Below are 25,845 nucleotides of genomic sequence, written 5' to 3'. Positions count from 1 at the left end.
TTTACTTGGAGGTTTTTTTGGAACCTGAAATAATATTGACCACCATTTGATGGTCAGCAATTAAAGGGAATAATTCCTGAAGAATAAAATGGTAATCTTCATTAAGGAGCAATCCGTTTTTAAGATGGTATTGTCCTTTTTCATTTTCGAATAACGTAAAATAAATGCCGGCCAAACGGTATTCAATCTCCGCTGTTTCTGGGTAAAATTCTGCTGCTTGAATCAGGTTAAGGGCAGAAGCTTCATACTCACCTAGGCCAATAAGGGCATCAGTTCTTGCAAGCCATGTATCCAATTCATAATTACCGAGGTCTAATGTCTTTTTGTAGCCACGTTCTGCTTCTTCAATAAAGTTTAGACGGTGGTTGATTTGTGCGTAAAGTTTCCAATACCTCACATTGTCCGCATCAATATTAATAGCTTTATTGATATAATACAGAGCCTTGTGGTAATCTTTCTTTTTGTTATAAAAACGGGTAATGGAAATCCAACCTTTGTCTAACAATGGGTCTTCATGGACGGTCTTAAAATAATATTGCACGGCCAAGTCATCCGAGCCTAATTTTTCATAACAGTTGCCAATTCTCAATAACGCAAACGAGGTTGGTTCATCTAATGCCAAGGTGATGTTATAGTTTTCAATGGCCTCTTCGTACTTTTTCATTTTTTCCAACACCTTCCCTTTTTCGAGATAGGCGCCCACAAAAGTATCGTCAGAAATTATGGCAAATTCAAATGCAGCTAAGGCTTTTGGATAGTCTTTTAAGGAAGAATATTGTTTTCCCAATTGATGCCACGCCACTTCACAATAAGGATTTTTATCTAAATAACGGTTAAGGAAATCAATGGCCTCTTCATGCAGGTCTAAAAATTCAAAACAGTAAATAATATTATACAAAGCCGAATAGTCTTCCATGTCCAACTCCAAACACTTGATAAAATATGTTTTGGCGTTTTCAAATTGGTCCATAAAAAGGTATTCCATGCCAATCAGTGCATATAAATCGGCGTCTTCTTCCTCTAAATCAGATAATTCTAGGGCGATTTTTAATGTGTCAATGGCTTTTTCATGCTCATCACGTTTCGATAAAATACTTGCTTTTTGAATATAGATTTCTTCGTTGGAAGGTTCTAAAATATACAATTCATCCAACAGTTTTTCTGCCTGTGGCAACTTGTCTTCCAAGATGTAAATTTCTACTTGAAAAAGTTTTAAAACTATGGATGAAGGGTGCTGCTCCAGTCCTAATTTGACAGCTTTTTTTGCGAGTGCAATGCGGCCATTTTCAAAATAGAATTGGATGATATTTTCAAACTCATTGGAATCAAAAAACAACACATTGTTGGTTTTTAACATCGATTCAAATTTTGTTAGCGAATAATTATTGTCGTCGTCATGTTGACTGAACTCCATAAGCACTTGTATTGTTCGTTGAAATAAATGTAACGTTATCAGGAGAGAAATGTGATTATTAAGCCGAATGTTTTCAACAAATTAATTAACAGCACTACTCTTGTCTATTTAATGGTTGGGGTGAAAGCCTATGTTACAGTGCGTTGTAGGCCTTACTGAACTCTAAAATTTGGCCGAAATTTCATCTAAAATTTCAATGATAATTTGGCAACCTTTTATGATTTCATCGTTAGTTATGGTTAAAGGCGGTGTTAAACGAATGGCTTTTGGTTCAAAAAGCAACCAGAAAAGTATTAAACCTTTGCCTTGTGCCTTCAAAATCAGTTCGTTTGTTGTCTCTGCAGATGCTGTTAATGCCGCCAACATTAATCCGCGACCTCTAATTTCTGTAATAAATGGGTGAATGAGATGTTTTCTGAAAATTTGTTCTTTTTCTAGGGCTTCTGCCATTAAATTGCTTTCTGTAATTTCCTTTACGGTTGCCAGTGCAGCCGCTGCAATAACTGGATGCCCACCAAAGGTGGTAATGTGTCCTAGTTTTGGACGATCCTGTAAAGTTTGCATCATTGATTTTGACGCTGTAAAAGCACCAATTGGCATTCCGCCACCAAGGCCTTTTCCAGTGACTAAAATATCAGGAATACAGTTGTAATGCTCAAAGCCAAATAATTTTCCTGTACGCCCTACGCCAGGTTGAATTTCATCCAAAATCAATAACGCACCCACTTCATCACAACGCGTTCTGACCTTAGTCAAATAGTTGGAATGTGGCTCTATAAAACCAGCACCACCTTGAATGGTTTCTAAGATGACCGCAGCCGTTTTATGCGTAATCTGGTTTAAATCTTCAGTCTTGTTAAAGGTAATAAAATGGACGTCTGGAATTAAAGGTCTAAAGGCTTGTTTGCGCTCTTCGTAACCCATCACACTCATAGAGCCCATCGTGTTGCCGTGATAAGCGTTGTGGGTAGATACAATCTGACTTCTGCCAGTTGCACGTCGCGCTAATTTTAAAGCGCCTTCAATGGCTTCCGTGCCAGAATTAACCAGATAGGTACAGTCTAAAGATTTTGGTAAATGTTGCGCCAAAATCTTAGCGAGTTCTACTGCTGGTTCCTGAATATATTCTCCATACACCATAACGTGCATGTATTTATCCAACTGATCTTTTATTGCTTTGACCACTTTAGGATGGCGATGGCCCAGACTACAGGCTGAAACACCAGCAACAAAATCGAGATAGGCTTTATTGTTGGTGTCATAAACATAACAGCCTTCAGCGTGGGAAACTTCCATTGCCAAAGGATGTGGTGTAGTCTGTGCTTGGTATTGTAAGAAATCGCTAGTCATATTAGTTTTCCTTTTTCTGAGTTTGCTGCAACGGTTTTACTTTTGAAGAATCTGCTTTTTTAAGCGCTTCCTTCGGAATGTTGCGCGATGCTTTTTGGGCATCGTCCTTTTTAGTACCGATGGGTTTTGCATCTTCCACACGTTTCAGCAAGGCGTCATCAAAAAATTCTTCTTGCGGCACATACTCACCTAAACCTTTGATTACCGGCAACACTAAGGGTGGGTCATCGCTAAATAAATCCTCGACACTTTTTGGCCGTTCTTCTTCGCGCCAGTCAAAACCTCTCAGTTTTCGTGCATTTTCGGGGAATTTGGATTCGGGATAAATGTCACCATCTACCTGGTCAATTAAGGTGATGATCTTATAGTCTTTCTCAATTTTAAGGTTGATTTTTCCGGATTTGGACTTGTTGATGCCAATGAGTTCCTGATTGTCGTCTCTAGAATAATTGATGACTTCAGCGTTTTTAATAATGTCTACGTTATAAAGCTCATTGTCTTCAAAGAGACCGATAAGCCGTAAGCCTTTGATCTGATTAAAGCCGGTACCAAGTGTGTCTTTGCTAATCAAAAAGGCATTCTCAAATACTTTTAGAGAATCCAATTGTTCGGTTTTGGGATTTGATATCAGGTGAATGGTGTCTCCAGTCATTTGATTGTCCAAATTCCACAAGATGGGTCTGCGTCTGGTGGTAAAGGCATCAGTGGTTGAAAAACGCTTTAAGTTGATAAGTTGCGTGAGTCCAGCTTTATGATCGGCATGTATGGAATCAGCCTTGCCGCTCAAATCGCTCTTAAATATTTTGGCATTATAATAGGCTCTAGTAATGCGATGCTCGGGTTTTCCTGTGACCATCAAGGTATCGCTGTGCATATAAATGGAATCGGTCTCCTGAACCGTGATTGCCAAAGCGCGTTTGGTGATAAAGACAGAATCTTTAGCGCGCCATATTTCAGCATAATGTCCACGGGCAATACTGTTATTAATGGTGTCCGTAACTTTGATGTTGTTGGTAGCTGAGGCAAAATTGATTTTCCTATCAAAATACATGCTGTCACCTTCAAAAACACGATTCTGATAGTTGATTTTGGAGTTTTTCACAAAATACCCTGTATCGTTATTGGTATTGTAAAAACCGCGTTCAGCATAAATGGTATTGGCTTCGCCCACAATAGTGGAAGGCCCATAAAGATAGGCATGTCCAGTTTCTGTATAAAAATCGAGGTGGGTGGTGTTCAGGGTATATTCCGGGTTTACCAAAACGACATCCTGTACAAACTGGTATTTTTTAGTGTTCATGTAATACCGGCCAATCTGACTGGTAATAGTACCTGAAGAATCTCGAACAACCTTGCCTTTATTCCGATAATAGGCTTGTTGTTTGATACGGTCAAAATGAAGGGTGTCTGTAGTTAAAACCGATTTTGGTTCTGTGAGCACAACATCGCCACTGGCAAAAGCCAATTGCGTCTTACCGCTATATTCGGCATACTTGGCAGTCATATTGATCGTGTCGCCTTGCTGCATGACCACATTGCTGTAGGCTTCAATAAAATCTTCCTTTTCGTAATATATGGCCTGATCGCAATACAGATTGATACCCTCATGGGTAAAGTGGACTTGTTGGGTGTCATCTCTTGTAAAAACCGAAACCCCAGGGCCTCTTAAACTGTCAGAATCAACAAAACCTGCATATTCCACCCGAATTTTCTTGAGCTTTTCTGTTTGTGCGGTAACAGAAAGACCAAAACTTAACAAGGTTATAAAAAGGTGTAATGCTCTCAATGTGTGACAACTGATTTTCAAAAGTAACTCTTTAATTTAAGCATTATTTTCCATTAACATAAATTTATGTGCAGACATCGCTATAGTGATTAGGAAGTACGCTCATTTATGTAATGAATATTATTTAAAACAAACCTGTCTGACCTTTGTGAGACAGGTTTGTTTTAAAAATTATCTTATAATGGTTTGTTTTCTATCCGGTCCAACAGAGACAATGGTAATTGGAATTTCAAGTTCTTTTTCCAAAAACTCAATATACTCTACCAAAGCTTGTGGCATGTCTGCAGCATCCGTCATCCCCGTCAAATCCTCATTCCATCCTTTAAAATCAGTATAGATTGGCGTCAGGTTCTCTGGCTCAACATTGTAAGGGAAATGCTGAATTTCTTCGCCTTTATAGTTGTAAGAGGTACATACTTTTAGGGTTTTAAAGCCAGAAAGTACATCGCCTTTCATCATGATCAATTTAGTAACGCCATTCACTTGGCAAGCATAGCGTAAGGCTACTAAATCTAACCATCCACAACGACGTGAGCGTCCAGTTGTAGCACCAAATTCATTACCCACACGGCCCATAGTCTCTCCAACTTCGTCAAATAACTCAGTAGGGAAAGGTCCTGAACCTACTCTGGTGGTGTAAGCTTTAAAAATACCATAGACTTCGCCAATTTTATTAGGTGCAATCCCTAATCCTGTGCAAGCTCCAGCAGCAGTGGTGTTTGAAGACGTTACAAAAGGATAGGTTCCAAAATCAATATCTAATAAAGAACCTTGTGCACCTTCAGCCAAAATTGTTTTGCCTTCTTTTTGAGCTTGGTGCAAATATTCTTCTGAATCTATAAATATCAATGATTTTAATACTTCAACCGATTTAAAAAACTCAGTTTCAAGTTCCTGCAAATCATACTGCAGATCTACATTATAAAAGGCAATCATGGCTTCATGCTTATCAGCGAGCGCACGGTACTTATCTTTCCAATCGGCCATTTCTACATCGCCAACTCTAATACCATTTCTGCCTGTTTTGTCCATATAGGTTGGGCCTATGCCTTTAAGGGTAGAGCCAATTTTAGCTTTCCCTTTGGAGGCTTCACTCGCCGCATCAAGCAATCGATGGGTTGGTAAAATAATATGTGCCTTACGTGAAATCAATAGTGATTTTCTGAAATCAACGCCTTGTTCTTCAAGTTTGTCGAGTTCCTTATTGAAAATGACAGGATCAATTACGACACCATTGCCAACTAAATTAAACGTACCCTCGTGGAAGATTCCTGATGGAATGGTGTGGAGCACGTGCTTTTTGCCGTTAAACACCAAGGTGTGTCCAGCATTTGGCCCTCCTTGGAAGCGTGCAATAATATTGTAATTAGAGGTCAAGACATCGACAATTTTTCCTTTGCCTTCGTCGCCCCATTGTAATCCTAGTAGTAAATCTACTGCCATTTTTAAGATTCTTTAGGTTGTTCGTTCTTTGTTCCGTAAAAGTAAAGTGAGTGGTTGGTGATAGAGATGTCAAATACTTCTTCAATCGTTTTTTTGATAGATTGGATCCTGGGATCGCAGAATTCGATAACTTCTCCAGTATCTGTTAAAATGACATGGTCGTGTTGTTTATCAAAATAAGACTTTTCGTAATGTGCCTGATTTTGACCAAACTGATGCTTGCGAACCAAGGCACAATCCAATAACAATTCAATGGTATTGTAAAGCGTTGCACGACTCACCCGATAGTTTTTGTTTTTCATTTTAATATAGAGAGATTCTATATCAAAATGTTCTTCACTATCATAAATTTCTTGTAGAATAGCATAGCGCTCAGGGGTTTTTCGGTGCCCTTTACTTTCCAAAAATGTGGTGAACACGTTTTTAACTATTTCCTGATTGGTATGTTTTGTTTTTGCACTCATAATTTACGTTGGCAAATTTACACTATTTAAACTCTTGCGACCTTATCAATCCCGTTAATTTTTTTTAGATTCTCCATGAGTTTTTTAAGCATCGTACTGTTTTTCACGATAACGTTGATTTTACCTGAAAATATGCCGTCATCACTTTGAAAACTAATGCTTTTCATGTTGACATGCATATTGGAAGAAATAACTCTGGTGATGTTATTGACCAAGCCCATATTATCAATACCCGACAAGGTTATTTGGGCGGCAAATTCTTGTTGGGAAGAATCAATCCATTTGGCTTGCATAATCCTGTAGGCATAATTAGACTGCAGACTCAGCGCATTCGGACAGTTTTTTTTATGGATTTTTATGCCCTCATTAATCGTTAAAAACCCGAACACGTCGTCTCCTGGAATTGGGTTGCAACAGGCAGAAAGTTTATAATCCAATTTCTCCTCCTCCTTGCCAAACACCAACATGTCATATTTGGCGGTAATTTCATCTTTATCAATATTTTGGACCACCGTTGGCTTGCGGATCTTACTTTTGATGTAACTCATAAACGCATTGCTGCGTGAGGAGGCAAAATCTTTAAGCATAGGATTGTCAATAGAGCCAATACCAACTCTATAAAACAGATCTAAACTGGTTTTTAGCTTAAAAAACAAGACCATTTCATTGATCGATTTTTCGTCCAGGATAATCTTGAGTTGCTTTAATTTACGTCTTAAAATCTCCTTTCCTTCTTCAGCAACCACTTTCTTTTCATCCTTTAAAGACGATTTTATTTTACTTCTGGCTCTGGCCGTAGTAGCATAATCCAGCCAGTTTCTATTTGGTCTTATGTTTTCTGAAGTCAAAATTTCTACTTGGTCACCACTTTGTAGTTCGTGACTTAGCGGTACCAGTTTACCGTTCACTTTTGCACCTCTGGTTTTCATGCCAATTTCTGTATGGATACTAAACGCAAAATCGAGAGGCGTGGCCCCTTTTGGCAATGATTTTAAATCGCCTTTGGGAGAGAAGACGTAAATTTCTTTAGAATATAGGTTCAGCTTAAACTGCTCTACAAAATCCACAGCATTGGTTTCGTTGCTTTCCAAAGCTTCCTGAAGCTTGTCAATCCAAGTATCTAAGGCATCTTCAGCGTTGCCTTGTTTGTATTTGTAGTGCGCTGCGTAGCCTTTTTCAGCAATTTCATTCATCCGCTCACTTCTAATCTGAACTTCTACCCAGCGACCCTTTGGCCCCATCACCGTAATGTGTAAGGCTTCGTATCCTGTAGATTTTGGAGATGATATCCAATCCCGTAAACGAATTGGGTTGGGAATAAAATGATCCGTTACAATTGAATAGATTTTCCAAGCCAGAAATTTTTCATTGTCAAAATCAGATTTATAGATGATTCTTACCGCAAACTTATCATACACTTCATCAAAGGAAACGCCTTGTTTGAGCATTTTTCTTCGGATGGAATAGATGGATTTTGGTCGGCCTTTAATACTGTAACTCAGACCTTCTTTGTCTAAGGAATCTACAATAACTTGAGAAAATGCTTTGATATAAATATCTTGCTCTTCCTTACTTTCTCTTATTTTGTTGTGAATTTCTTGGTAGACTTCAGGTTCTGTATATTTTAACCCTAAATCTTCAAGCTCACTTTTAATATTGTAAAGTCCAATCCTGTGGGCTAAAGGCGCGTAGATGTATAGGGTTTCAGACGCTATCTTTTCCTGCTTATCCGCACGCATGGAGTCCATGGTCTGCATGTTATGAAGACGGTCTGCAATTTTAATGATAATAACGCGTACATCATCATTGAGCGTCAAGAGCATTTTTCTGAAATTCTCTGCCTGCGTAGAGACATCTGTTTCCTTGCTTAAGGATGATATTTTGGTCAATCCATCTACAATTCGGGACACAGTTTTCCCAAAGGTTTCTTCAATAAAATCATGAGTATAGTCAGGGTTGTCCTCAACCACATCATGTAATAATGCCGCCGCAATACACGTAGCGTCCAACCCAATTTCTTGCGCCACAATTTTTGCTACCGCAATGGGGTGGAATATATATGCTTCACCTGATTTACGGCGCTGGTCTTTGTGAGCTTCCACAGCTACATCAAAAGCTTTTCGTATCAGTTTTTTATCAGCCGCACTTAGCGTTTGGTAACTTACCTTAAGCAACTGTTTATAGGCTTTTGCAATGGCAGCATTTTCCTTTTCTATATCAACTTCTGTCATAAAATAAAAGTAAGACAAAGAAAGGGAATGGGCAATATTTTTTAATAAATTTGAGTCAGCTCTCCAAAGATTTGTGATTTATCAGAAGCTGAAGTTTTTAGGTTAACCTTTCGATCTATATTGTTAAATAAAGTGACGCATTCAGTTTAATTTTATTCAAAATTTCTAAAATATTTAAATTCTAGCTTCGCTTTATGTCCTTTGAACGTACCCAGGAAAAATTGAAGATCCTTGCCGATGCGGCTAAATACGATGTGTCTTGTGCATCAAGCGGAAGTAAGCGCAGCAATGCCAGTAAGGGGCTTGGTGATGCTACAGGTATGGGCATCTGCCACTCGTATACTGAAGATGGACGTTGTGTATCCTTGTTAAAAATATTGCTGACCAATTACTGCATTTTTGATTGCGCGTATTGTGTGACCCGTAAAAGTAATGACATTAAACGGGCGGCATTTCAGGTTCAGGAAGTGGTGGATTTGACCATCAATTTCTACCGTCGGAATTATATTGAAGGCTTGTTTTTGAGTTCCGGTATTTTTAAAAGTGCCGATTATACGATGGAACGTTTGGTAGCGGTGGCGAAAAAATTGCGGTTGGAAGAAAATTTTAACGGTTATATCCATTTAAAATCCATTCCGGGAGCCTCTGATGAGTTGATGAAAGAGGCTGGATTATATGCCGACAGATTGAGTGTAAATATCGAAATTCCTACAAGGGAAGGCTTAAAACTCTTGGCCCCAGAAAAGAATCGCGAAGATTTTATAAAGCCGATGGTGAAAGTTAAGAATGAAATCATCCAATACCAATCGGAGAAGAAAATTATAAAAAGTACCCCAAAATTTGCACCAGCAGGTCAAAGTACACAAATGATTATTGGGGCGAGCGGCGAAAGTGATCAGCAAATCATGTGGACGTCCAATTATTTTTATAAGAAATTCAATTTAAAACGGGTATATTATTCGGGGTATATTCCTATTAGTTATGATTCGCGCTTACCTCAAATAGGTACCGATGTGCCTATGTTGCGTGAAAACCGATTGTATCAAACCGATTGGCTGATGCGGTTTTACGGATTTGAAGTCCACGAAATTCTGAATAACGACCACCAAAATCTCGATTTAGACGTCGATCCCAAATTAGGATGGGCACTCAGGAATATGGAGCATTTTCCTGTAGATGTCAATAAAGCAGATCAATTGATGTTGGCACGCATTCCCGGATTGGGGATGAAATCCGTTTATAAAATTATACAAGCGCGACAGTTTCGGAAGTTAAATTGGGATCATCTCAAACGCATGGGGGTCGCTTTAAATAGGGCGAAATACTTTTTGGTGTGCGATTCAAGAGATTTTGAACGTCGCGATTTGACGGGGCCTCAATTAAAATCAATCATTTTGCAAAATACAACCAGTAAATATCAGAAAATCTTGAGTCCGCAATTGAACCTATTTGAATAGATGTTAGTCTCAGAAGAACATACACTTATTTATGATGGCACGTTTGATGGTTTTCTGACGGGTGTCTTTGATGTGTATGAACTCAAATTGCAAACAGTCATTTTTCAAAGACCAGAAAGCGTCCAAGAATCGCTCTTTGGTAATACACTTGAAATCACTACCGACTTAAACAAAGCCGATCGGGTTTGGAAAGGCATCAAAAGTAAAACGAGTGCGCGCGGAAGCTCGAGGTTGTATGCGGCATTTTTAAGTGGGCAATGGCAAGTTGAGGCGCTCTTACTAGATTACATTCAGCTAGCTTTTGAAAGTGCTCTCCTAATCGATTCAGATTTCTCTAATGAAACCGTTTTGAAAATATCACAGATTGCTAAAAGCGTAGGGCGGGAAAAGCATAGAATGGAAGCCTTTGTCAGATTCCGACTGACCAATGACGGGATCTATTTTGCCACGATCGAACCTGATTTTGATGTTTTACCGCTCATTTCCAAGCATTTTAAAAATCGGTATGCCGATCAAAAGTGGATTATTTATGATATGAAGCGTGGGTACGGTTTGTATTATGATTTAGATAAAGTAGAGGTGATGCAATTGTCATTGCCCGAAGGATTCGATGCCACCAAAACCAAAAGCGATTACTTTATAGCATCAGAATTAGAATTTCAAACCCTATGGCAAGATTATTTTGAAAGCACCAATATTGCCTCACGTAAAAATATGAAACTCAACGTACAACACGTTCCGAAGCGGTATTGGAAATATTTGAGTGAAAAGTTGCGTTAAGCTATCGGTTCTCAAATTATGCAATATCCAAGCTGCTAGGGAGAGTTTAGTGCCAAGCGTGTTCTGCTTTTAAAGTGGTGTTTTTATTTTATTTCTCAAAAAATTTCTCTTTAACTTCCGATAAGTAAGCGAGAGTTTATGGCTAACTTTGCACAAGATATCAACTTAATTTTTCCGACTATTTATGTCCCAAGAGCTTTTTAACCCTTTTAAAGATTTAATTTTTGACGAACACTTCTGCTTTCTTTCCGGAGCTTTAACCAATGAAAAGATGACTGTTTTTCCAGAATGGTTGATGGCGCATTTTAAATTTGGAGAAGAACGAGTTGAGATGATGGATAAGGCCAAGTCTTATCATTACCAAGATCTTGAAGTGCCCTGTTCTCCCGAAGTCAAACAAGCGTTTGATGCCTTAGATGTGAAAATTCAGGAAGCTTATAAAAACGGTTATGAAGGAATGGCCGCACTTGATGAAGTTTTGATTTTTCAATGGACGGGTAGAATGGTCTATGGATTGTTGTACTACGAAATGATTTACGAAAGAGACCGATTGCTTAAAAAACGTAAAGCATTTGAACTTTCACCAGCCCTTAAAGAACGCTTTGGTAATTTTCACCTCATGTTGCAATCGATCATAGAACCGATTTCTTTTGTGGGTAAAAAACCATGGAGTATTGTGGTATTTCCATTAAAATACTCCGCGGATATTTTCAGCTATCGCGATGATGCCATTAATTTAATGTTTTCGTTCGGTGTAAACGGGTTTGGTTTTATTGCCTGTTTACAAGATAATGGCGTTATAAAGGAGAAGCAAAAAGAAATTCTGCAGAAAATAGAAGGGCACGTCTTGCATCCAGCGCAGTTTGAAGAATTGTACGCCAGATTTCATTATTCAGATTATATTTTACAATACGCACCTAAATTCACTGTAACCAATCAAGGCCATAACTTGAGCATCGCAGTTGATGCAGCTCCGAAAGATGCCTTTTTCGGATTTTGGAATGAGGATATATTTTCTCAATTGCTTTCCAATTATTGGCAGGTTTATGGTATTTCAAAAGAAGACATTCTTCAACCACAAAGACCGCCACTTAGCTTTCTTGAAAATCCCTATACCAAGGATTTTGTTGATCCAGAAACTATTGCATTACCATTTTAAAAGCCTATTAATTTGGTTTTAACTTGAGTATACAAGAGCTGATAGGATTAATTAATAAATTATAGATGAATAACTTCAATATTGCCTTTATCTGCAAGGGTAACATAAACCTTTTTGTAATCATTGCTAAAGGTAAGATTGGAGGGTTTTTGTCCTTTTAATTGGTATTCTTTTAGTACCACTCCAGTTGGAGACAAGACTATCACAGTGCCTTTGTCATAACGGCAAACATAAAGGTTTCCATCAGGATCACAACGCATCCCATCCAATCCAAAATCCGCAAATGATATCAATTCGGTCTTATTGTTTATGGAACCATCTGCAAGAATATCGTAGACCCAAATTTTACGTTGCACGGATTCATTGACGTATAACTTTTCACCATCAGGACTTACTTCAATACCATTAGTAGTGCCCATATTTTTTTCTAACAATTCAAAGCCCTTTTCCTTGGTCACTTTCCAGAGTTTTCCCGTATTCTCCGCCCAATTGGGATCACTGGCATAAATGGTCTTGTCAGGAGAAATTGCGAGGTCGTTGGGCTGGTTGGCGGTTGGTTCATGCGCAAATATTGAAATATTTTTGGATCTTAAATCAATTTCTAAAATATTGTGATTCACGTAGTCCGCCACAAACATTTGGTGCTGTTCTCCAAACCGAATACCGTTTCCGATACTGCCATTAGGCAATGTTACAAATACGGAACTTTCACCCATTGGAGTCACTTTTCCAATGGTGCCCTGTTCTTTAAAATTAACTGCGTAAATATTGCCTTCATAATCTGTGGCTGGCCCTTCAATGCCTTTGGTAAAACGCCCTTCTTGGGTAAACTCTTTACTTTGAAAACGCGTGCCGCAACTCGTCAAGAGTGTTATTAAGGCTAAAATTGAGATATATTTCATGTGTGCGTAATTGATTTTATGCCATTGATATGCTTAATAGCATGCCACCCGCGCTGACAGTCGCTTATTTTTTATTCAAACTTAGTTGCCACTCGCTGGCGTAATCATAATATGAGAACGGTGAGTGTCAGCATCCATTAACCAAGGCATTCCGGGGGCGCTAGGTTTGGTAGGTAGGCCAGTTTCAGCGCCACTCATATAGGGTTTGTACAAAACGTATCTCATTTTACTAAGCTTTAATTCGCCACTTTCAATATCATGATCTTCTTTCTTTGCAGTCACCATATATGCAGCAGCCGGTTCTTTAGGCATCATCAAAGTTCCAGCATCGATTTCTTTTTTGCGCAGATCCCGTTTTTCTACTTCACCTTTTCCACTTGCCACCAATTCACGACCTCTTGCCATGTAGGCTTCTAGTTTGTCACTATAACAAGATACGCTCACGCCATCTCTCTTGGGATCGTTGGCTAAACAAATCATGCTGTTATTGCCTTCCCGTAGCGTGACGAGCTCCCCTTTCTGATTGTAGCCCAAAACTTTGGCACCTTCTTGGTACATTTCAGGACAGGCGTAGAGTGCTGTTTTAATTTGACTTTTTGTAGATGGGATCTCGGTTTGGCCTATGGCAGACGTAAAACCCATTATAAACAATACTACTATTAGATTTTTCATAAATTTTAATTTTAAAATGATTGTTTAAGTTACGAAACTTTTGGAAATTGGGGTTGTGTGATTATATGTTTCTTGCTCAAAGAATGCATCTCTTGCTCAAGATTAATACCAATTGACCATTTAGGTTTCCACAAATGCAAATATTTTGACTGGAATTCTAAGTTATATGAGATGGTAGTAAATATGAAAATAGATGTAGGAAACTGTTGGTGGAAAACACCAACAATGGCAAAGGAGTTGTAGGAAACTGTTGGTGGAAAACACCAACAGTGGCTAACTAAGGAAACACCAACAGTGGCGAAGTTATTTTATTCTTTAGAGATAAATATATGCGGAAGGTTATAAAATCAAGGTATACCGTAAGATAAATGTGTTGGATATGCGATGAAAAGTCTTGAGAAATGATATGTATAGTTTAATAAAATTGTTGGTAAAAAACACCAACAACGGCGCAGGATTTCTCGGAAGTTGTATGTGTTGGATATGCGATGAAAAGGTCTTATGAAATTATTTGTATAGCTTAATAGAATTGTTGGTGAAAAACACCAACAATGGCGCAGGATAAAACTGTTGATAAAAATACACCAACAATGGCGAAAAAAGTGTCCGAGGAAAACAAAACAGTTGCAAACATCGTTGAGAGCAACAACAATACCACCGCAATTATTTTTTATCGTAAAAATAGCCTTCGAAAAGTGATGTGAGCTGAGTTTCAATAAACTTTGAATCAGTCGGTTCTTTTACTTTATTAGGTAATAATTTGTTATAGAATACAATTTCATTTTTTTCCGAGTCGAATATAAACGCATGCAGTGTTAAATTTGATTTAATTGGCGATGGAACAGCCATCCCCAACGTCAAAATGCCAACAGCAACTCCCTTTGCTACTTGTCCGCCATAATTTCCTTTTCTCCTTCCAAATCCTGTGGCAACTGTAGAAAGTGAAAATCGCTGATTGTTGATCTTTAAAATTGAATCAATTGCCGGTGTGAGCGGAATTCCTTTCAAATTTCTTTGCTGTCCAATCAATTGCACTAAATAGCCCAGTTCATTTTCCACTCTTGTACTGAGCGCAGCATCCTTAATTACAATTTTATCGGTTAGGCGTAAATTGGAAGCGTTTTTGGTGAATAGCGAATCCAATTTTGCTTTTGTGATCGCAGATATAGAGTCGCTGAGTGTTGTTTTATTACCTTTCTCAATATATTGAATGTAGGCAATTGGCTCGAAGTAACTAAGTGCTGTAATCTCACTTGATGCCACTGAATTTGTTAAATGTTTAGGTGTTCCGCAAGATGTTAAAACCAAAGCAAAAATTAAAATCAAAAAATGCTTCATGTGCATATAAACTATAAGTTAGCCAACTTAGGTGTTGTAGTACCAATGTAGTTATTTTATCCATCACTTTTTAAATAGGCACGTAATTTTTCCTGCACAATTTTAATGTGGTTTTCAGGCTACTTTAAAGGGTTTGTGAAAGTGCCAACAGTCACGAAATAAGATCAAAATATATTCTTAGTATGTTCTGCTGTTACTGACGTTATCAATTTAAAAGTATACATTCCAGGTATTTTCGGTTAATGTAGTTTGTTGGCGGTGTTAACGCATCAAATTCCTAACCCGCTCCAATAAGGTCGGATGCGAATAATGTACCCACACATACGCAGGATGTGGGGTTAAGTTGCTCAAACTGTTTTTTGAGAGTTTTTTTAAGGAGCTCACTAAGGGTTCTGCTTTATAGGTGTTTTTAGCATAATCATCCGCCTGGTATTCAAACTTGCGAGAGAAATGGTTCATCACAAATCCGGTCAGTTCTGAAATAGGCGCGTAGAGCAATCCAAACGCAATCAAGCCCACATGAAAACTCGGAATGGCCACCCCAAGGGCGTTGGATAATAAGGGATTTGAAATAAAAATGGATAAAATAAACAGCGTTAATCCTGTAAGGAGCAACGACGCTATCAGATTGAAAACAATATGTTTCTTTTTATAATGCCCAACTTCATGCGCTAAAACGGCCACAATTTCTTCGTCTTCCAAATCATTGACCAAGGTGTCGTAAAGCGTTACGCGTTTTTCGCTTCCAAACCCTGAAAAATAGGCATTGGCTTTGGTGCTTCTTTTAGAACCATCAATCACAAAAATCTTATCCAGATTAAAGCCTACAGAATTGGCATAGGCTGAAATTTTTTCTCTCAAAGGGCCCGCTTCCAATGGAGTTTGCTTATTAAATAACGGGACGATGAGTCGCGCATAAAACATATTGACGAATATGCTGAATACTGCCACAAGCGCCCAAGCATAGAGCCAAAAATAAGTGCCGGTCACTTCGTAAAACCAAATAATCAAGGCTAGAAGTCCGCCGCCAACTATGCCCATCATCGCCAATCCTTTTAATTTATCTAAAATAAAAGTAGCTGTAGTGGTTTTGTTAAATCCAAAACGTTCTTCAATCACAAAGGTTTGATAATAGGCAAACGGAGTAGTGAGGAGGTCACTTGCCAGCATGATAATTCCAAAGAAAATCAACGCAATAACAATGCTGTTACTACTATAACTTCGTGCAATATTGTCTACAAATTCAAACCCATCCAACATTAAAAATGTCAAGGTCAATACTAAGGAAAAGGTTGAGGTTATTAAACCAAATTTATAATTGGTGGTTTTATAGCGTTGCGACTTTTGATAGGCATCTTGATCATAAACATCGGTTAATTCTGCAGGAATTGGATCATTATAATGTTTGGCGTTTAATGCATCCAAAATTTTATCGACTATAAAATCGAGGATGATTACGGCGATGATGATATAGAAAAGGGTAGTAGCAGTCATGGTTTTTAGTCTTCAGTTCTCAGTTTTCAGTTCTCAGTAGGCAGTCTTCAGTGGGCAGTATTCCTACTTAAAATTTCGTTGTCTTTTAGCCTCAAAAATAAGGATTCCTGCAGCTACCGATACATTCATGCTGTCAATTTCGCCCTGCATAGGGATGATGATGTTTTGGGTGGATTGTTGTAACCAGGCATTACTCAACCCTGTCGCTTCCGTTCCCATTACAATTGCACTAGCTGTGGTGAAATCTTGCGTTGTATAAATTTCAGATGCTTGTAACGCGGCACAGTAGATGACGATATGTTGTTCTTTTAGAAACGAAATAATGTCTTCGGTTGATCCTGTAGCAATTTGATTGGTAAACACACAGCCTACACTGCTGCGGATGATATTTGGATTGTATAAATCGGTTTTAGGGTTGGCGATAATTACCGCATCCACGTTGGCAGCGTCTGCTGTTCTTAAAATTGCACCGATATTACCCGGCTTTTCAGGAGCTTCCGCAACTAGGATTAAGGGCTGATCCGATTTAAATTTGATAGCCTTTAAATCATGCGTTTTCGTTTTCGCCACTGCAATAATACCTTCGGTAGTATCTCTATGCGCCAATTTTTGGTACACCTCTTTGGAAATTTCTATTCTCGAATTTGATTGTATGTCTAAGCTATTTAGCTCTTCTTCAGAAAATAGTTCAGGCAAATACAGTACAGTGTCAATCTGATAGTTTCCCTTTATAGCCAAGCTAATTTCGCGCGCGCCTTCAATCAAAAACAACCCTGATTTTTTACGGTCTCTGGATTTTTCTTTTAGCTGAACCAATGCTTTGATATACGTGTTTTGGACACTTGTTATTTCTTTATTCACAGATTAGTAGTATTTGGCTAGCACAAATTTACTTAATAAGAGCTAAGAATTACTGTATTCGGAGGGAATTGAATGGAATTCTTACCAATATCAATATCTTTTCTTGGACACTAATTTCACAAATGGACACAAATAATTTCGGATATGTAATCTGAAATGAATAACTATTAGGGGAATTCGCCTGAGCGGATGAGCAGGATGGTATGTAAAGATAGGTAATGCATTTGCTCTAAAACAATATTCATCTTTTTTTGTGTATTTTTATCCGTCGTATAATGTCGACCCTTTACGTTTTTAAATAACATTAATTTATGAAAAGAATCTTGTATTTATCACTGTTTCTTGCAGTTATAGTGTCTTGTAAGGATAAATCCACCGAAACAAAACCTGAGACTGAACCGTATACGGAAGAAGAAATGGATATGACCACCAGCGTCTATCCTGAAAATATGACGAAGGTGTTTGATGCCCATGGCGGACTCGACACTTGGAATGAGATGGCCACTTTGGAATTTTCGGTTGAAAAACCAGCCGGTTATGAAATCACGACTACCGATTTGAAAGAGCGGTATTCGCTCATCGAAATGCCCAAATATACCATTGGTTTTGATGGCGAGGTGCTTTGGTTAAAAAATAGGGAAAATAGTAAATATGAAGGCAATCCGAAGTTTTACTATAATTTGATGTTCTATTTTTATGCGATGCCTTTTGTGATGGCTGATGATGGCATTATGTATGCTGACGCTGAACCTTTGGTGTTTGAAGGGAAGACTTATCCTGGGATCAAAATCTCTTATGAAAGTGGCGTTGGGGCATCTCCGGATGATGAATACATCTTGTACTACGATGCCGACACCAATAAAATGACTTGGTTAGCCTACACGGTGACGTTTGGCAAAAATGAAAAAGCGAAGGACTACCATTTTATCAAGTATGACAACTGGCAAGAGGTAGAAGGCATATTATTGCCCGAAACCATGGTGTGGTATAATTATGAAAACAACAAACCGACAACAGTGAAGAATGAAGTGAAATTTGTAAGTCCGATGTTGACTACGGTTAAAATGGATGCTAGAGTATACAGCAGACCAGAAGGAGCAGAGCTGATTCAGTAGGTTTTTAGATTGAGAGATGTTTAGGTAGAACAAAGTACAGAGTACAGAGTATTAAGAAATGAGAAAAGAGAGTAGAGATAAGAGAAATTAGGATAGGAATTACTTAATATCTTCTTCTAAATCCCACTATTAACTGAAATAAAAAAATCTGTCCATAGCGAAACATTAAGTTTTAATCTTAACGTTTGCTCTTTGGACAGATTTTTTTTATTAGAGATTTGAGAGTATAATCTTTCTCTACTCTCTACTCTCTACTCTCTACTCTCTGCTCGCTGAGTACCCTGAGTTTTGAATTTGTTGTCATAACGTTGGTACAATTCCGTTTGATGTGTTTCTAAACTTACAGAACGTCCGTCAATAAAAGCATGAGTTAAGATGTTGGTGCGCATGTCTAAAGCATCACCTTCACTTATAAAAAGTGTAGCGCTTTTGCCAGTTTCTAAAGTTCCGTAATCTTTATCAATCCCCAAAATTTTTGCGGTATTAGAGGTAATAAGCTTTAAAGCTTCTTCTTTATCCAAGCCGTGAGCTACAGTGGTGCCAGCATAAAACGGTAAGTTTCTAGAGTTCATACGTTCCATTTGTCCGTTAGCATTTAAAGCCACCATCACCCCTTTATCTACCAATAGTTTGGCAAGTTTATAAGACATGTCATAGTCATCATCATCTTTACTCGGTAAAGAATGCACACGTTGTAAAATGACCGGAATATTATTTTGTTTCAACAAATCCGCTACTTTATAAGCTTCGCTACCGCCAACAATAACAAGATGTTGCACTTTATTGTTCTTTGCAAAATGAATAGCGTCTGTAATTCCTTTTTCATCATCCACATTGATGAACAATTTTTTAGAACCATCAAACAAACCTTGAGTGGCAGCATATGGTAAATTAATGATTGGTTGATTTCCGGCCGCATAAGCTTTGGTCTCATTAAAAAATGACACTACCTGATCTACCTGTTCAGTATATTTATCATTGATTTTCAATGCCGGATCTTCACCAAGCCACCATTTGCCACGGCTAAAACTATTTGGCCAATTCATATAAATACCATCGTTTACTTTTACGGTAGCATCTTCAAAATTCCATGCATCAAATTGTACCACTGATGAGGTTCCTGAAATACGACCCCCTTGTGGCGCAATTTGGCCTAAAAGAACGCCATTAGGACGCATGGATTCGATGACCTTAGATTCGGCATTATAGGCGATGATGCTTCTAATGTGCGGATTCATTTCTCCAATTTCGCTATCGTCAGTGGTTGCTTTTACAGCGTCAATCTCTACTAATCCAAGCGTAGAAGACGGCACAATAAATCCTGGATATACATGTTTCCCATCAGCTTTAAGGACTTCCATTGCAGAAAGGTCCATTTGCGTCGATTTTGAAACTGTGGTTAATTTACCATCCTTAAAAATGATTAGGCTATTTTCAATCACCTCACCATTGCCTAAGTGAGCGGTTGCACCAGTAATAGCAATTGCTTTAGATTGCGTGGATGCGGGTGTTTGTTGTGCAAACCCAACACAGGTACACAGTGCTAGGAGTATGATAGATATGTTTTTTGTCATTTGAAATCTATTTGTATTCCCTCGAAAGAGGGAATCTTATGAATATTTAAATATGTTTTTTTTGAGCAACAAATTCACGAATAACTTTTTTATTACTGAAGACCGCCAACTGAATCTATTCCGAATCACAATGCAATAATTCTTTCTCTTTTTTCTTAATTGGCTGTGTTTTTAAACCTTTGTTCTTGGCTTGCAACATATCGTTGATCAGTTGATTTTTCTCTTTTTTAATTTGAGTTCTGATCATTTCATCACGTTTCAAATCGAAATAAGTAACCCCTTCAATAATGGTCTTTTCTGCTTTTGCATACACCGAAAGCGGATGGTCTGTCCATAATACGACGTCCGCATCTTTCCCAACTTTAATACTGCCCACACGATCATCAATATGCAATAGTTTAGCTGGATTCAAGGTGACAAACTTCCAAGCCTCTTCTTCACTCACACCTCCATATTTAATGGTTTTAGCCGCTTCTTGATTCAAACGACGGCTCATTTCAGCATCATCACTATTAATGGCCACAGTAACGCCTGCATCGTGCATAATGGCGGCATTGTAAGGAATGGCATCATTCACTTCATATTTGTAAGACCACCAGTCGCTAAATGTAGACCCACCAACGCCGTGTTCTACCATTTTGTCCGCCAGTTTATAACCTTCTAATATATGGGTAAATGTGTTGATTCTGAAGTCAAATTGTTCAGCCACTTTCAAAAACATATTGATTTCACTTTGTACATACGAGTGGCAGGAAATAAAACGCTCACCGTTTAATATTTCTACCAAAGTTTCCATTTCTGTATCTTGTCGGTAAGGATTGCCGCTTTTCTTTAGGGCTTCGTAAGCTTTTGCTCGGGTAAAATAATCGACATACACCTGTTCTACACCCATTCTGGTTTGTGGAAAACGGGTACCCTCCCAATTGGATTGCTTGACATTTTCACCTAAGGCGAATTTTATAAACTTCGGACTGTTGTCAATAATTAAATCTTTAGCCGCATGTCCCCATTTTGGTTTGATAATGGCCGAGCGCCCACCAATTGGATTTGCTGAACCATGTAAGATTTGGATTGAAGTGACCCCACCCGCCAAGTTTCGGTATAAATTGACGTCTGTATCATCAAGCACATCTTCAATAGTCACTTCTGCTGACGAATTTTGTCCGCCTTCATTAACCGAAGCTGCAGCGATATGAGAATGCTCATCAATGACACCAGAGGTTAAATGTTTACCGGTAGCATCAATAACTGTGGCGCCTCCTTCCGATAGATTTTTACCTATTTTGGCAATTTTGCCATTTTTAATCAGGACATCCGTGTTTTCTAAAATACCGTCTTTTTCGTTGGTCCACACTGTAGCGTTGGTAAATAATAAAGTCTCCGCTTCTGGCAAGGTTTCAAAACCATAGCCGTTATTAGGGAATGTGATAGGTGATACAGCAGCAGTGACCTCTGTTTTATCGTCATCATCATCATCATCATCTTTTTTGGAATCAATTTCTTTTTTCGATTCTGTTTGTTTTGCGAAGAAGCTCATTTCACTCCCCGTAGGAAGGATTGCTTTGCCGTTTAGGTTTTTGTTGGCATCAACAGTAGCTATAACTCTAACAAATTCCTTTTTTGTGCTGTCTTGAGTAGTAAACGCAATATTTACCCAATCTTCAACATAAGATATTTTTGAACCTCGTTTGTTGTTGTTAGCGGTGATTTCCGATTTTAATTTTGTTAATTCACCAGAAAGGATCATTTCATAAGTGTCACCCGCTAAAGTAAAAGCGTAAGTACCGGTAATATCTACGGTGTTTCTATCTTCAATGGTGTTTTTATAACCTTGGACCCAGTTTTCATATAAAGTTGTTTTTTTATCAAAAATGTCTCCCGAAGTGATCAGAAAGTTGGCATAGGCCCCATTTTTTAAAGATCCAATTTGGTCAGATTTCCCTAAGAGTTGCGCCGGAACAGTTGTTAAGGCTTCCAATGCTTTTTCTTTAGATAGGCCTGCTTCAATAGCTTTCAGCAAATTCGATTTGAAGTCTTTAGCCGATTTTAAATCGTGTGTCGTCAAAGCAAACGGAATGTTTTTTTCAGCCAACAATTTTGGATTGCGTGGTTTCTGAGTCCAAGCTCTCATATCTTGTATAGATAGGGTAGAGGCTAAAAAAGCATTTTCAACATCATAGGCCTCAGGGAAATTGATTGGAATAATCATCGGTGCGTTCATCGCTTTTATTTCGTCAAGACGCTCATATTCGTCACCACCACCCAAAATAATGTATTGGATGTTGAAAAGATCTCCTACTTTATCCGCACGCAAATCATTGGCCCTGCTGCCGGCTTCAAAAATTTGCACCATCGATTTGTTGTTGTTTAAGGCTTCAATAGATAAGTCTTTAGTTTCTGAATTACCTTTGGCATACCAATCCGCATCATTATATAACTGTCTCAAAAGTGCCATACTTCCCATAATTGAAGACGGGTAGGACTGATTGGATTTAACACTTTTGCTAAAAGAAAGGTATTGTGCCGATTTAGCATCAATGATTCGCATGGAATTATCGCCATCAGAATTAAGGGCGACCAAAGTTCCGGTACCACGAACAATCCCGTCCTGAATGTGCGTATTGACAACGCCAAACCCGGCTTTAATCAGGTCTTCCGCTTTTTTAGAATCATATTGAAATTGGTCAATGGCGTTATTTTCTGGCATGACGTGGTCATTCCAATAAAATCCAGTGCGAGATGGATCATATTGCGAACTTCTGCCACTGCCTTGTCGTTTTGGTTTTTCAATACCAAAATCAGAATACATATCGATAAAAGAAGGGTAGATGCTTTTTCCAGTAGCATCAATTTGAGTGGCATTCTTTGGAATGTTCACCGAAGTCCCAGTCGAGATTACCTTGCCATCTTTAATAAGCAAGGTCCCCTTCTCAACAACTTGAGTGGGCGTTACATAGATTTTGGCATTTGTAATTGCAGTGTAATTGGTGTTTTTTGTAGAAACCCCGTCATTTTTGGGGAAATAATCTTGTGCGAGCATTGAAAAACTGCACATGAAGGTCATGATGGTTAATAGTGTTTTAATCATACGGTTAAAATTAGTTAGCAAACTGAATTCTAAAGATAAATATTATGAAGAGTTTGGAATGTTATTAAGATATTTTTAACGTTTACAATGGGCGCTTATCAAAATAGTTGACCAATAGTGCCACGATATAACTGTAACTCTCGATGCCACCTTTTTGATTATTAGCCATCAAAAAACCGCTGTAGGTGTTTTTGAAAAAGGTTTCAGACACGTTTTCATAAGACTGCCAAAAGAGGCGTGTTTCTTCATAGTTTTTAAGCACGCCAATATTAACGGTCATTATAAGCGCTTCATAGGTAATCGGATCCCTCAAATAAATATCATTTAAACAGTGCCTCAAAGCAAATGAGTATCCTGAATAATTAAAGTAGATGTTTTCGTGTTTCATAGCGGCCATCGCTCCAATAAAGTTAGCTTCATTTTCTGCCGCATATCCCAATTGATGCGCAATTTCATGGCTGGTCGTGGTGGGATATTTGTAGGCAGGTATGAGTCCGTCAATTTGCGCTTCATTGGTGAACGGATTCAAATAGCCACTAAACCCCATGTAAGTTAAAGGGAGACTATATATTGAACGCTTTAAACTGCTAGTGCCGTAAGCAAGATTTGGATATTCTTTAGACAGTTGGGCATATCCTTTTGGAGCCAAAGCAATAAGTTCTTTTTTGGTGTAGGGCATGATCACCATGCTGGTGTCGTGTGCCTTAATAATGCCGTGGATGACATTCGTTTTTGTAATTAAATCTTGGGTTATCCGGATCAATTGTTCGGTAGAGTATTCGTTCTCTATTTTAAGCGATTGGTGCAACGGTAGTCTGTAATAATTAAAAGCCCAAAGTATATGAAAGGCGAAATATCCTAATGAAACTGTCGATAGAATATCTAACATATAATTTTTGGTATCGGTCCTCAGTCGCTTGCGATTCTTATAAATCCATCGTATACTATAGACCGCCGCCATTGTATAAAAAATATCCCCAACCGAAAATGGAATCCATCCCAATACCACATGCATCGCTTTAGAAATCCATTTGTAAATTCCGTTGCTATAATACCGTTCAACAACTTCAGGAAAGTTTGCCAATACCTTAATGAGCACGATTTGTAAAGGCAAGGAAAGGGCAATAATAAGTTTGGTGTGTTTGCGCATCCTTCAAAAATAGAAAATAGTTTTATATAACATACACGAATCCGTACCTTTGTAGAACAACAAAAAACACACTATGAATACAGAAATAAGACAATTAGAGCCTCAAGAGCTTTGGAATAAATTTGCCGATTTAAATGCTGTACCACGGCCCTCAAAAAAGGAGGAACGGGTTATTGCATTTATGAAAGAATTCGGTGAGAAATTAGACCTCGAAACTTTTGAGGATAAGGTAGGCAATGTGATCATCAAAAAACCGGCAACTGCGGGGATGGAAGATCGTAAGACGGTGGTGATGCAATCGCATTTAGATATGGTGCACCAAAAAAACAACGACACCACCTTTAATTTTGATACCCAAGGCATCGAGATGTATGTAGATGGCGATTGGGTGCGTGCCAAGGGGACCACTTTGGGTGCTGATAACGGCTTGGGCGTTGCTACCATTATGGCTATTTTGGAAAGTAAAACTATTCCACATCCTGCTATTGAAGCTTTATTTACTATTGATGAAGAAACAGGAATGACGGGAGCGAAAGGTTTGGAAGGCGGCTTATTGGAAGGCGATATTCTGCTGAATTTGGATACCGAAGAAGATGATGAAATTGGAGTAGGTTGTGCCGGTGGTATTGATGTAACCGCTACCAGAACCTATACTGAAGAAGAAACCCCTGAGTTTAAAACAGGTTATAAGATTACGGTGAAAGGACTGCAAGGTGGACATTCTGGAATGGACATCCATAAAGGCTTTGGGAATGCCAATAAATTGATGACCCGTTTGCTTTTTGACGGCTTTGAAAACTTCGGATTGCGTATTTCTGAAATTGACGGCGGAAGTCTCCGTAACGCGATTCCTAGAGAAAGTAATGCGATCGTGGCGATTGATACGATGAACGAGGAAGCATTTGCCACTGAAATGGAGGAGATGATCAACGATATCACCACCGAATATAAAACTATTGAGCCGAATTTAACCATTGAAATTACAAAGGTTGACACTCCAAAACTAATGATGGATTTAGGGGTTCAAGAAGGCTTGACCAGAGCACTTTATGCCGCTTGTAATGGGGTGTATCGTATGAGTCCCGATATTCCTGATCTGGTAGAAACGTCCAATAATATTGCCCGCGTCATCGTAAAAGATGGCGACATTAAGATTGGCTGTTTAACACGGTCTTCAGTAGAGACCTCAAAATGGGATTTAGCGAACATGCTTCGTGCTACCTTTGAATTGACCGGATGTGAGGTGGAATTTTCGGGCGATTACCCAGGTTGGAAGCCTAATATGGACTCGGCTATCTTAAAAGTACTCTCAAAATTATATACTGAAATGAACGGTAAAGACGCTCACGTCGCGGCCTGTCATGCCGGATTAGAATGCGGAATTTTAGGTCAGAATTATCCGGAAATGGATATGATTAGCTTTGGTCCAAACATAAAAGGTGCCCATTCACCTGATGAGCGTGCACAGATTTCTTCAGCACAAAAATATTGGAAGTATGTATTAGAAATTTTGAGAAATATTCCTAAAAAATAAAGGACAATTATTTGAGTAAATTTGAGGAGAGAG

The 25,845-nt window shown here is 38.5% G+C and carries 19 protein-coding genes; 5 read left to right on the top strand and 14 right to left on the bottom strand.

Features of this window, described 5'->3' with window-relative positions; translation table 11 throughout:
• Window position 1: 1 nt before the first annotated feature.
• From JEM65_RS01515 to JEM65_RS01490, 6 genes are all read right to left on the bottom strand, one after another.
• Entirely contained in the window at window positions 2-1,357 is a 1,356-nt protein-coding gene (locus JEM65_RS01515) for a tetratricopeptide repeat protein (RefSeq protein WP_439953499.1), read from the bottom strand.
• Between the two features lie 219 nt (window positions 1,358-1,576).
• Window positions 1,577-2,764, bottom strand: coding sequence for an aspartate aminotransferase family protein (locus JEM65_RS01510; RefSeq protein WP_199596781.1), 1,188 nt, complete (start codon window positions 2,762-2,764; stop codon window positions 1,577-1,579).
• Window position 2,765: 1 nt separating this feature from the next.
• The gene (locus tag JEM65_RS01505) at window positions 2,766-4,550 is read right to left on the bottom strand and encodes an OstA-like protein (RefSeq protein ID WP_199596780.1); all 1,785 of its coding nucleotides are present in this window, start codon (window positions 4,548-4,550) and stop codon (window positions 2,766-2,768) included.
• A gap of 171 nt (window positions 4,551-4,721) precedes the next feature.
• Entirely contained in the window at window positions 4,722-5,993 is a 1,272-nt protein-coding gene (locus tag JEM65_RS01500) for an adenylosuccinate synthase (protein WP_199596779.1), read from the bottom strand.
• A gap of 2 nt (window positions 5,994-5,995) precedes the next feature.
• Window positions 5,996-6,457 (bottom strand): Fur family transcriptional regulator, encoded by a 462-nt coding sequence (locus JEM65_RS01495; protein WP_199596778.1) that lies wholly within the window; start codon window positions 6,455-6,457, stop codon window positions 5,996-5,998.
• A 26-nt stretch (window positions 6,458-6,483) separates the two neighbouring features.
• On the bottom strand, window positions 6,484-8,688 hold the full coding sequence (locus tag JEM65_RS01490; RefSeq protein ID WP_199596777.1) for a RelA/SpoT family protein: 2,205 nt from the start codon (window positions 8,686-8,688) through the stop codon (window positions 6,484-6,486).
• Window positions 8,689-8,882: 194 nt separating this feature from the next.
• Between JEM65_RS01490 and JEM65_RS01485 the strand changes: the two genes are divergently transcribed.
• From JEM65_RS01485 to JEM65_RS01475, 3 genes are all read left to right on the top strand, one after another.
• Window positions 8,883-10,145 (top strand): putative DNA modification/repair radical SAM protein, encoded by a 1,263-nt coding sequence (locus JEM65_RS01485; protein ID WP_199596776.1) that lies wholly within the window; start codon window positions 8,883-8,885, stop codon window positions 10,143-10,145.
• Window positions 10,146-10,925, top strand: coding sequence for a TIGR03915 family putative DNA repair protein (locus tag JEM65_RS01480; protein ID WP_199596775.1), 780 nt, complete (start codon window positions 10,146-10,148; stop codon window positions 10,923-10,925). It begins immediately after the preceding gene.
• 271 nt (window positions 10,926-11,196) lie between these two features.
• Window positions 11,197-12,084, top strand: coding sequence for a hypothetical protein (locus tag JEM65_RS01475; protein ID WP_233530480.1), 888 nt, complete (start codon window positions 11,197-11,199; stop codon window positions 12,082-12,084).
• A gap of 59 nt (window positions 12,085-12,143) precedes the next feature.
• Here the strand turns inward: JEM65_RS01475 and JEM65_RS01470 are convergent, their stop codons facing one another.
• The 5 genes from JEM65_RS01470 to JEM65_RS01450 all read right to left on the bottom strand — a co-directional run bounded on the left by JEM65_RS01470 (window position 12,144) and on the right by JEM65_RS01450 (window position 17,351).
• Window positions 12,144-12,986 (bottom strand): SMP-30/gluconolactonase/LRE family protein, encoded by an 843-nt coding sequence (locus tag JEM65_RS01470; RefSeq protein WP_199596773.1) that lies wholly within the window; start codon window positions 12,984-12,986, stop codon window positions 12,144-12,146.
• Window positions 12,987-13,067: 81 nt separating this feature from the next.
• Window positions 13,068-13,658: a hypothetical protein gene (locus JEM65_RS01465; protein WP_199596772.1), complete on the bottom strand. Its 591-nt coding sequence runs from the start codon at window positions 13,656-13,658 to the stop codon at window positions 13,068-13,070.
• A 663-nt stretch (window positions 13,659-14,321) separates the two neighbouring features.
• Window positions 14,322-14,984 (bottom strand): hypothetical protein, encoded by a 663-nt coding sequence (locus tag JEM65_RS01460; RefSeq protein WP_199596771.1) that lies wholly within the window; start codon window positions 14,982-14,984, stop codon window positions 14,322-14,324.
• A gap of 273 nt (window positions 14,985-15,257) precedes the next feature.
• Window positions 15,258-16,490: a M48 family metallopeptidase gene (locus JEM65_RS01455; protein ID WP_199596770.1), complete on the bottom strand. Its 1,233-nt coding sequence runs from the start codon at window positions 16,488-16,490 to the stop codon at window positions 15,258-15,260.
• A 63-nt stretch (window positions 16,491-16,553) separates the two neighbouring features.
• Entirely contained in the window at window positions 16,554-17,351 is a 798-nt protein-coding gene (locus tag JEM65_RS01450; RefSeq protein ID WP_199596769.1) for a TrmH family RNA methyltransferase, read from the bottom strand.
• A gap of 311 nt (window positions 17,352-17,662) precedes the next feature.
• On the opposite strand from JEM65_RS01450, the gene JEM65_RS01445 reads away from it, so the two are divergent.
• Window positions 17,663-18,466, top strand: coding sequence for a DUF6503 family protein (locus JEM65_RS01445; RefSeq protein ID WP_199596768.1), 804 nt, complete (start codon window positions 17,663-17,665; stop codon window positions 18,464-18,466).
• Between the two features lie 251 nt (window positions 18,467-18,717).
• Here JEM65_RS01445 and JEM65_RS01440 read toward each other — a convergent pair whose 3' ends face one another.
• The 3 genes from JEM65_RS01440 to JEM65_RS01430 form a co-directional block, all read right to left on the bottom strand.
• A complete protein-coding gene (locus tag JEM65_RS01440; RefSeq protein WP_199596767.1) occupies window positions 18,718-20,040 on the bottom strand; it encodes an amidohydrolase family protein in 1,323 nt (440 codons plus the stop codon).
• A gap of 115 nt (window positions 20,041-20,155) precedes the next feature.
• On the bottom strand, window positions 20,156-23,128 hold the full coding sequence (locus JEM65_RS01435; protein ID WP_199596766.1) for an amidohydrolase family protein: 2,973 nt from the start codon (window positions 23,126-23,128) through the stop codon (window positions 20,156-20,158).
• Between the two features lie 82 nt (window positions 23,129-23,210).
• On the bottom strand, window positions 23,211-24,278 hold the full coding sequence (locus JEM65_RS01430) for a DUF3810 domain-containing protein (protein WP_199596765.1): 1,068 nt from the start codon (window positions 24,276-24,278) through the stop codon (window positions 23,211-23,213).
• 73 nt (window positions 24,279-24,351) lie between these two features.
• Between JEM65_RS01430 and JEM65_RS01425 the strand changes: the two genes are divergently transcribed.
• The gene (locus tag JEM65_RS01425) at window positions 24,352-25,812 is read left to right on the top strand and encodes an aminoacyl-histidine dipeptidase (RefSeq protein WP_199596764.1); all 1,461 of its coding nucleotides are present in this window, start codon (window positions 24,352-24,354) and stop codon (window positions 25,810-25,812) included.
• Window positions 25,813-25,845 lie beyond the last annotated feature (33 nt).

The organism is Gelidibacter salicanalis, from assembly GCF_016469035.1.
In the GTDB taxonomy this organism is placed as follows: domain Bacteria; phylum Bacteroidota; class Bacteroidia; order Flavobacteriales; family Flavobacteriaceae; genus Gelidibacter; species Gelidibacter salicanalis_A.
The sequence above is the reverse complement of the archived record's forward strand: the minus strand, read 5'-3'. Positions and strand labels throughout refer to the sequence as shown.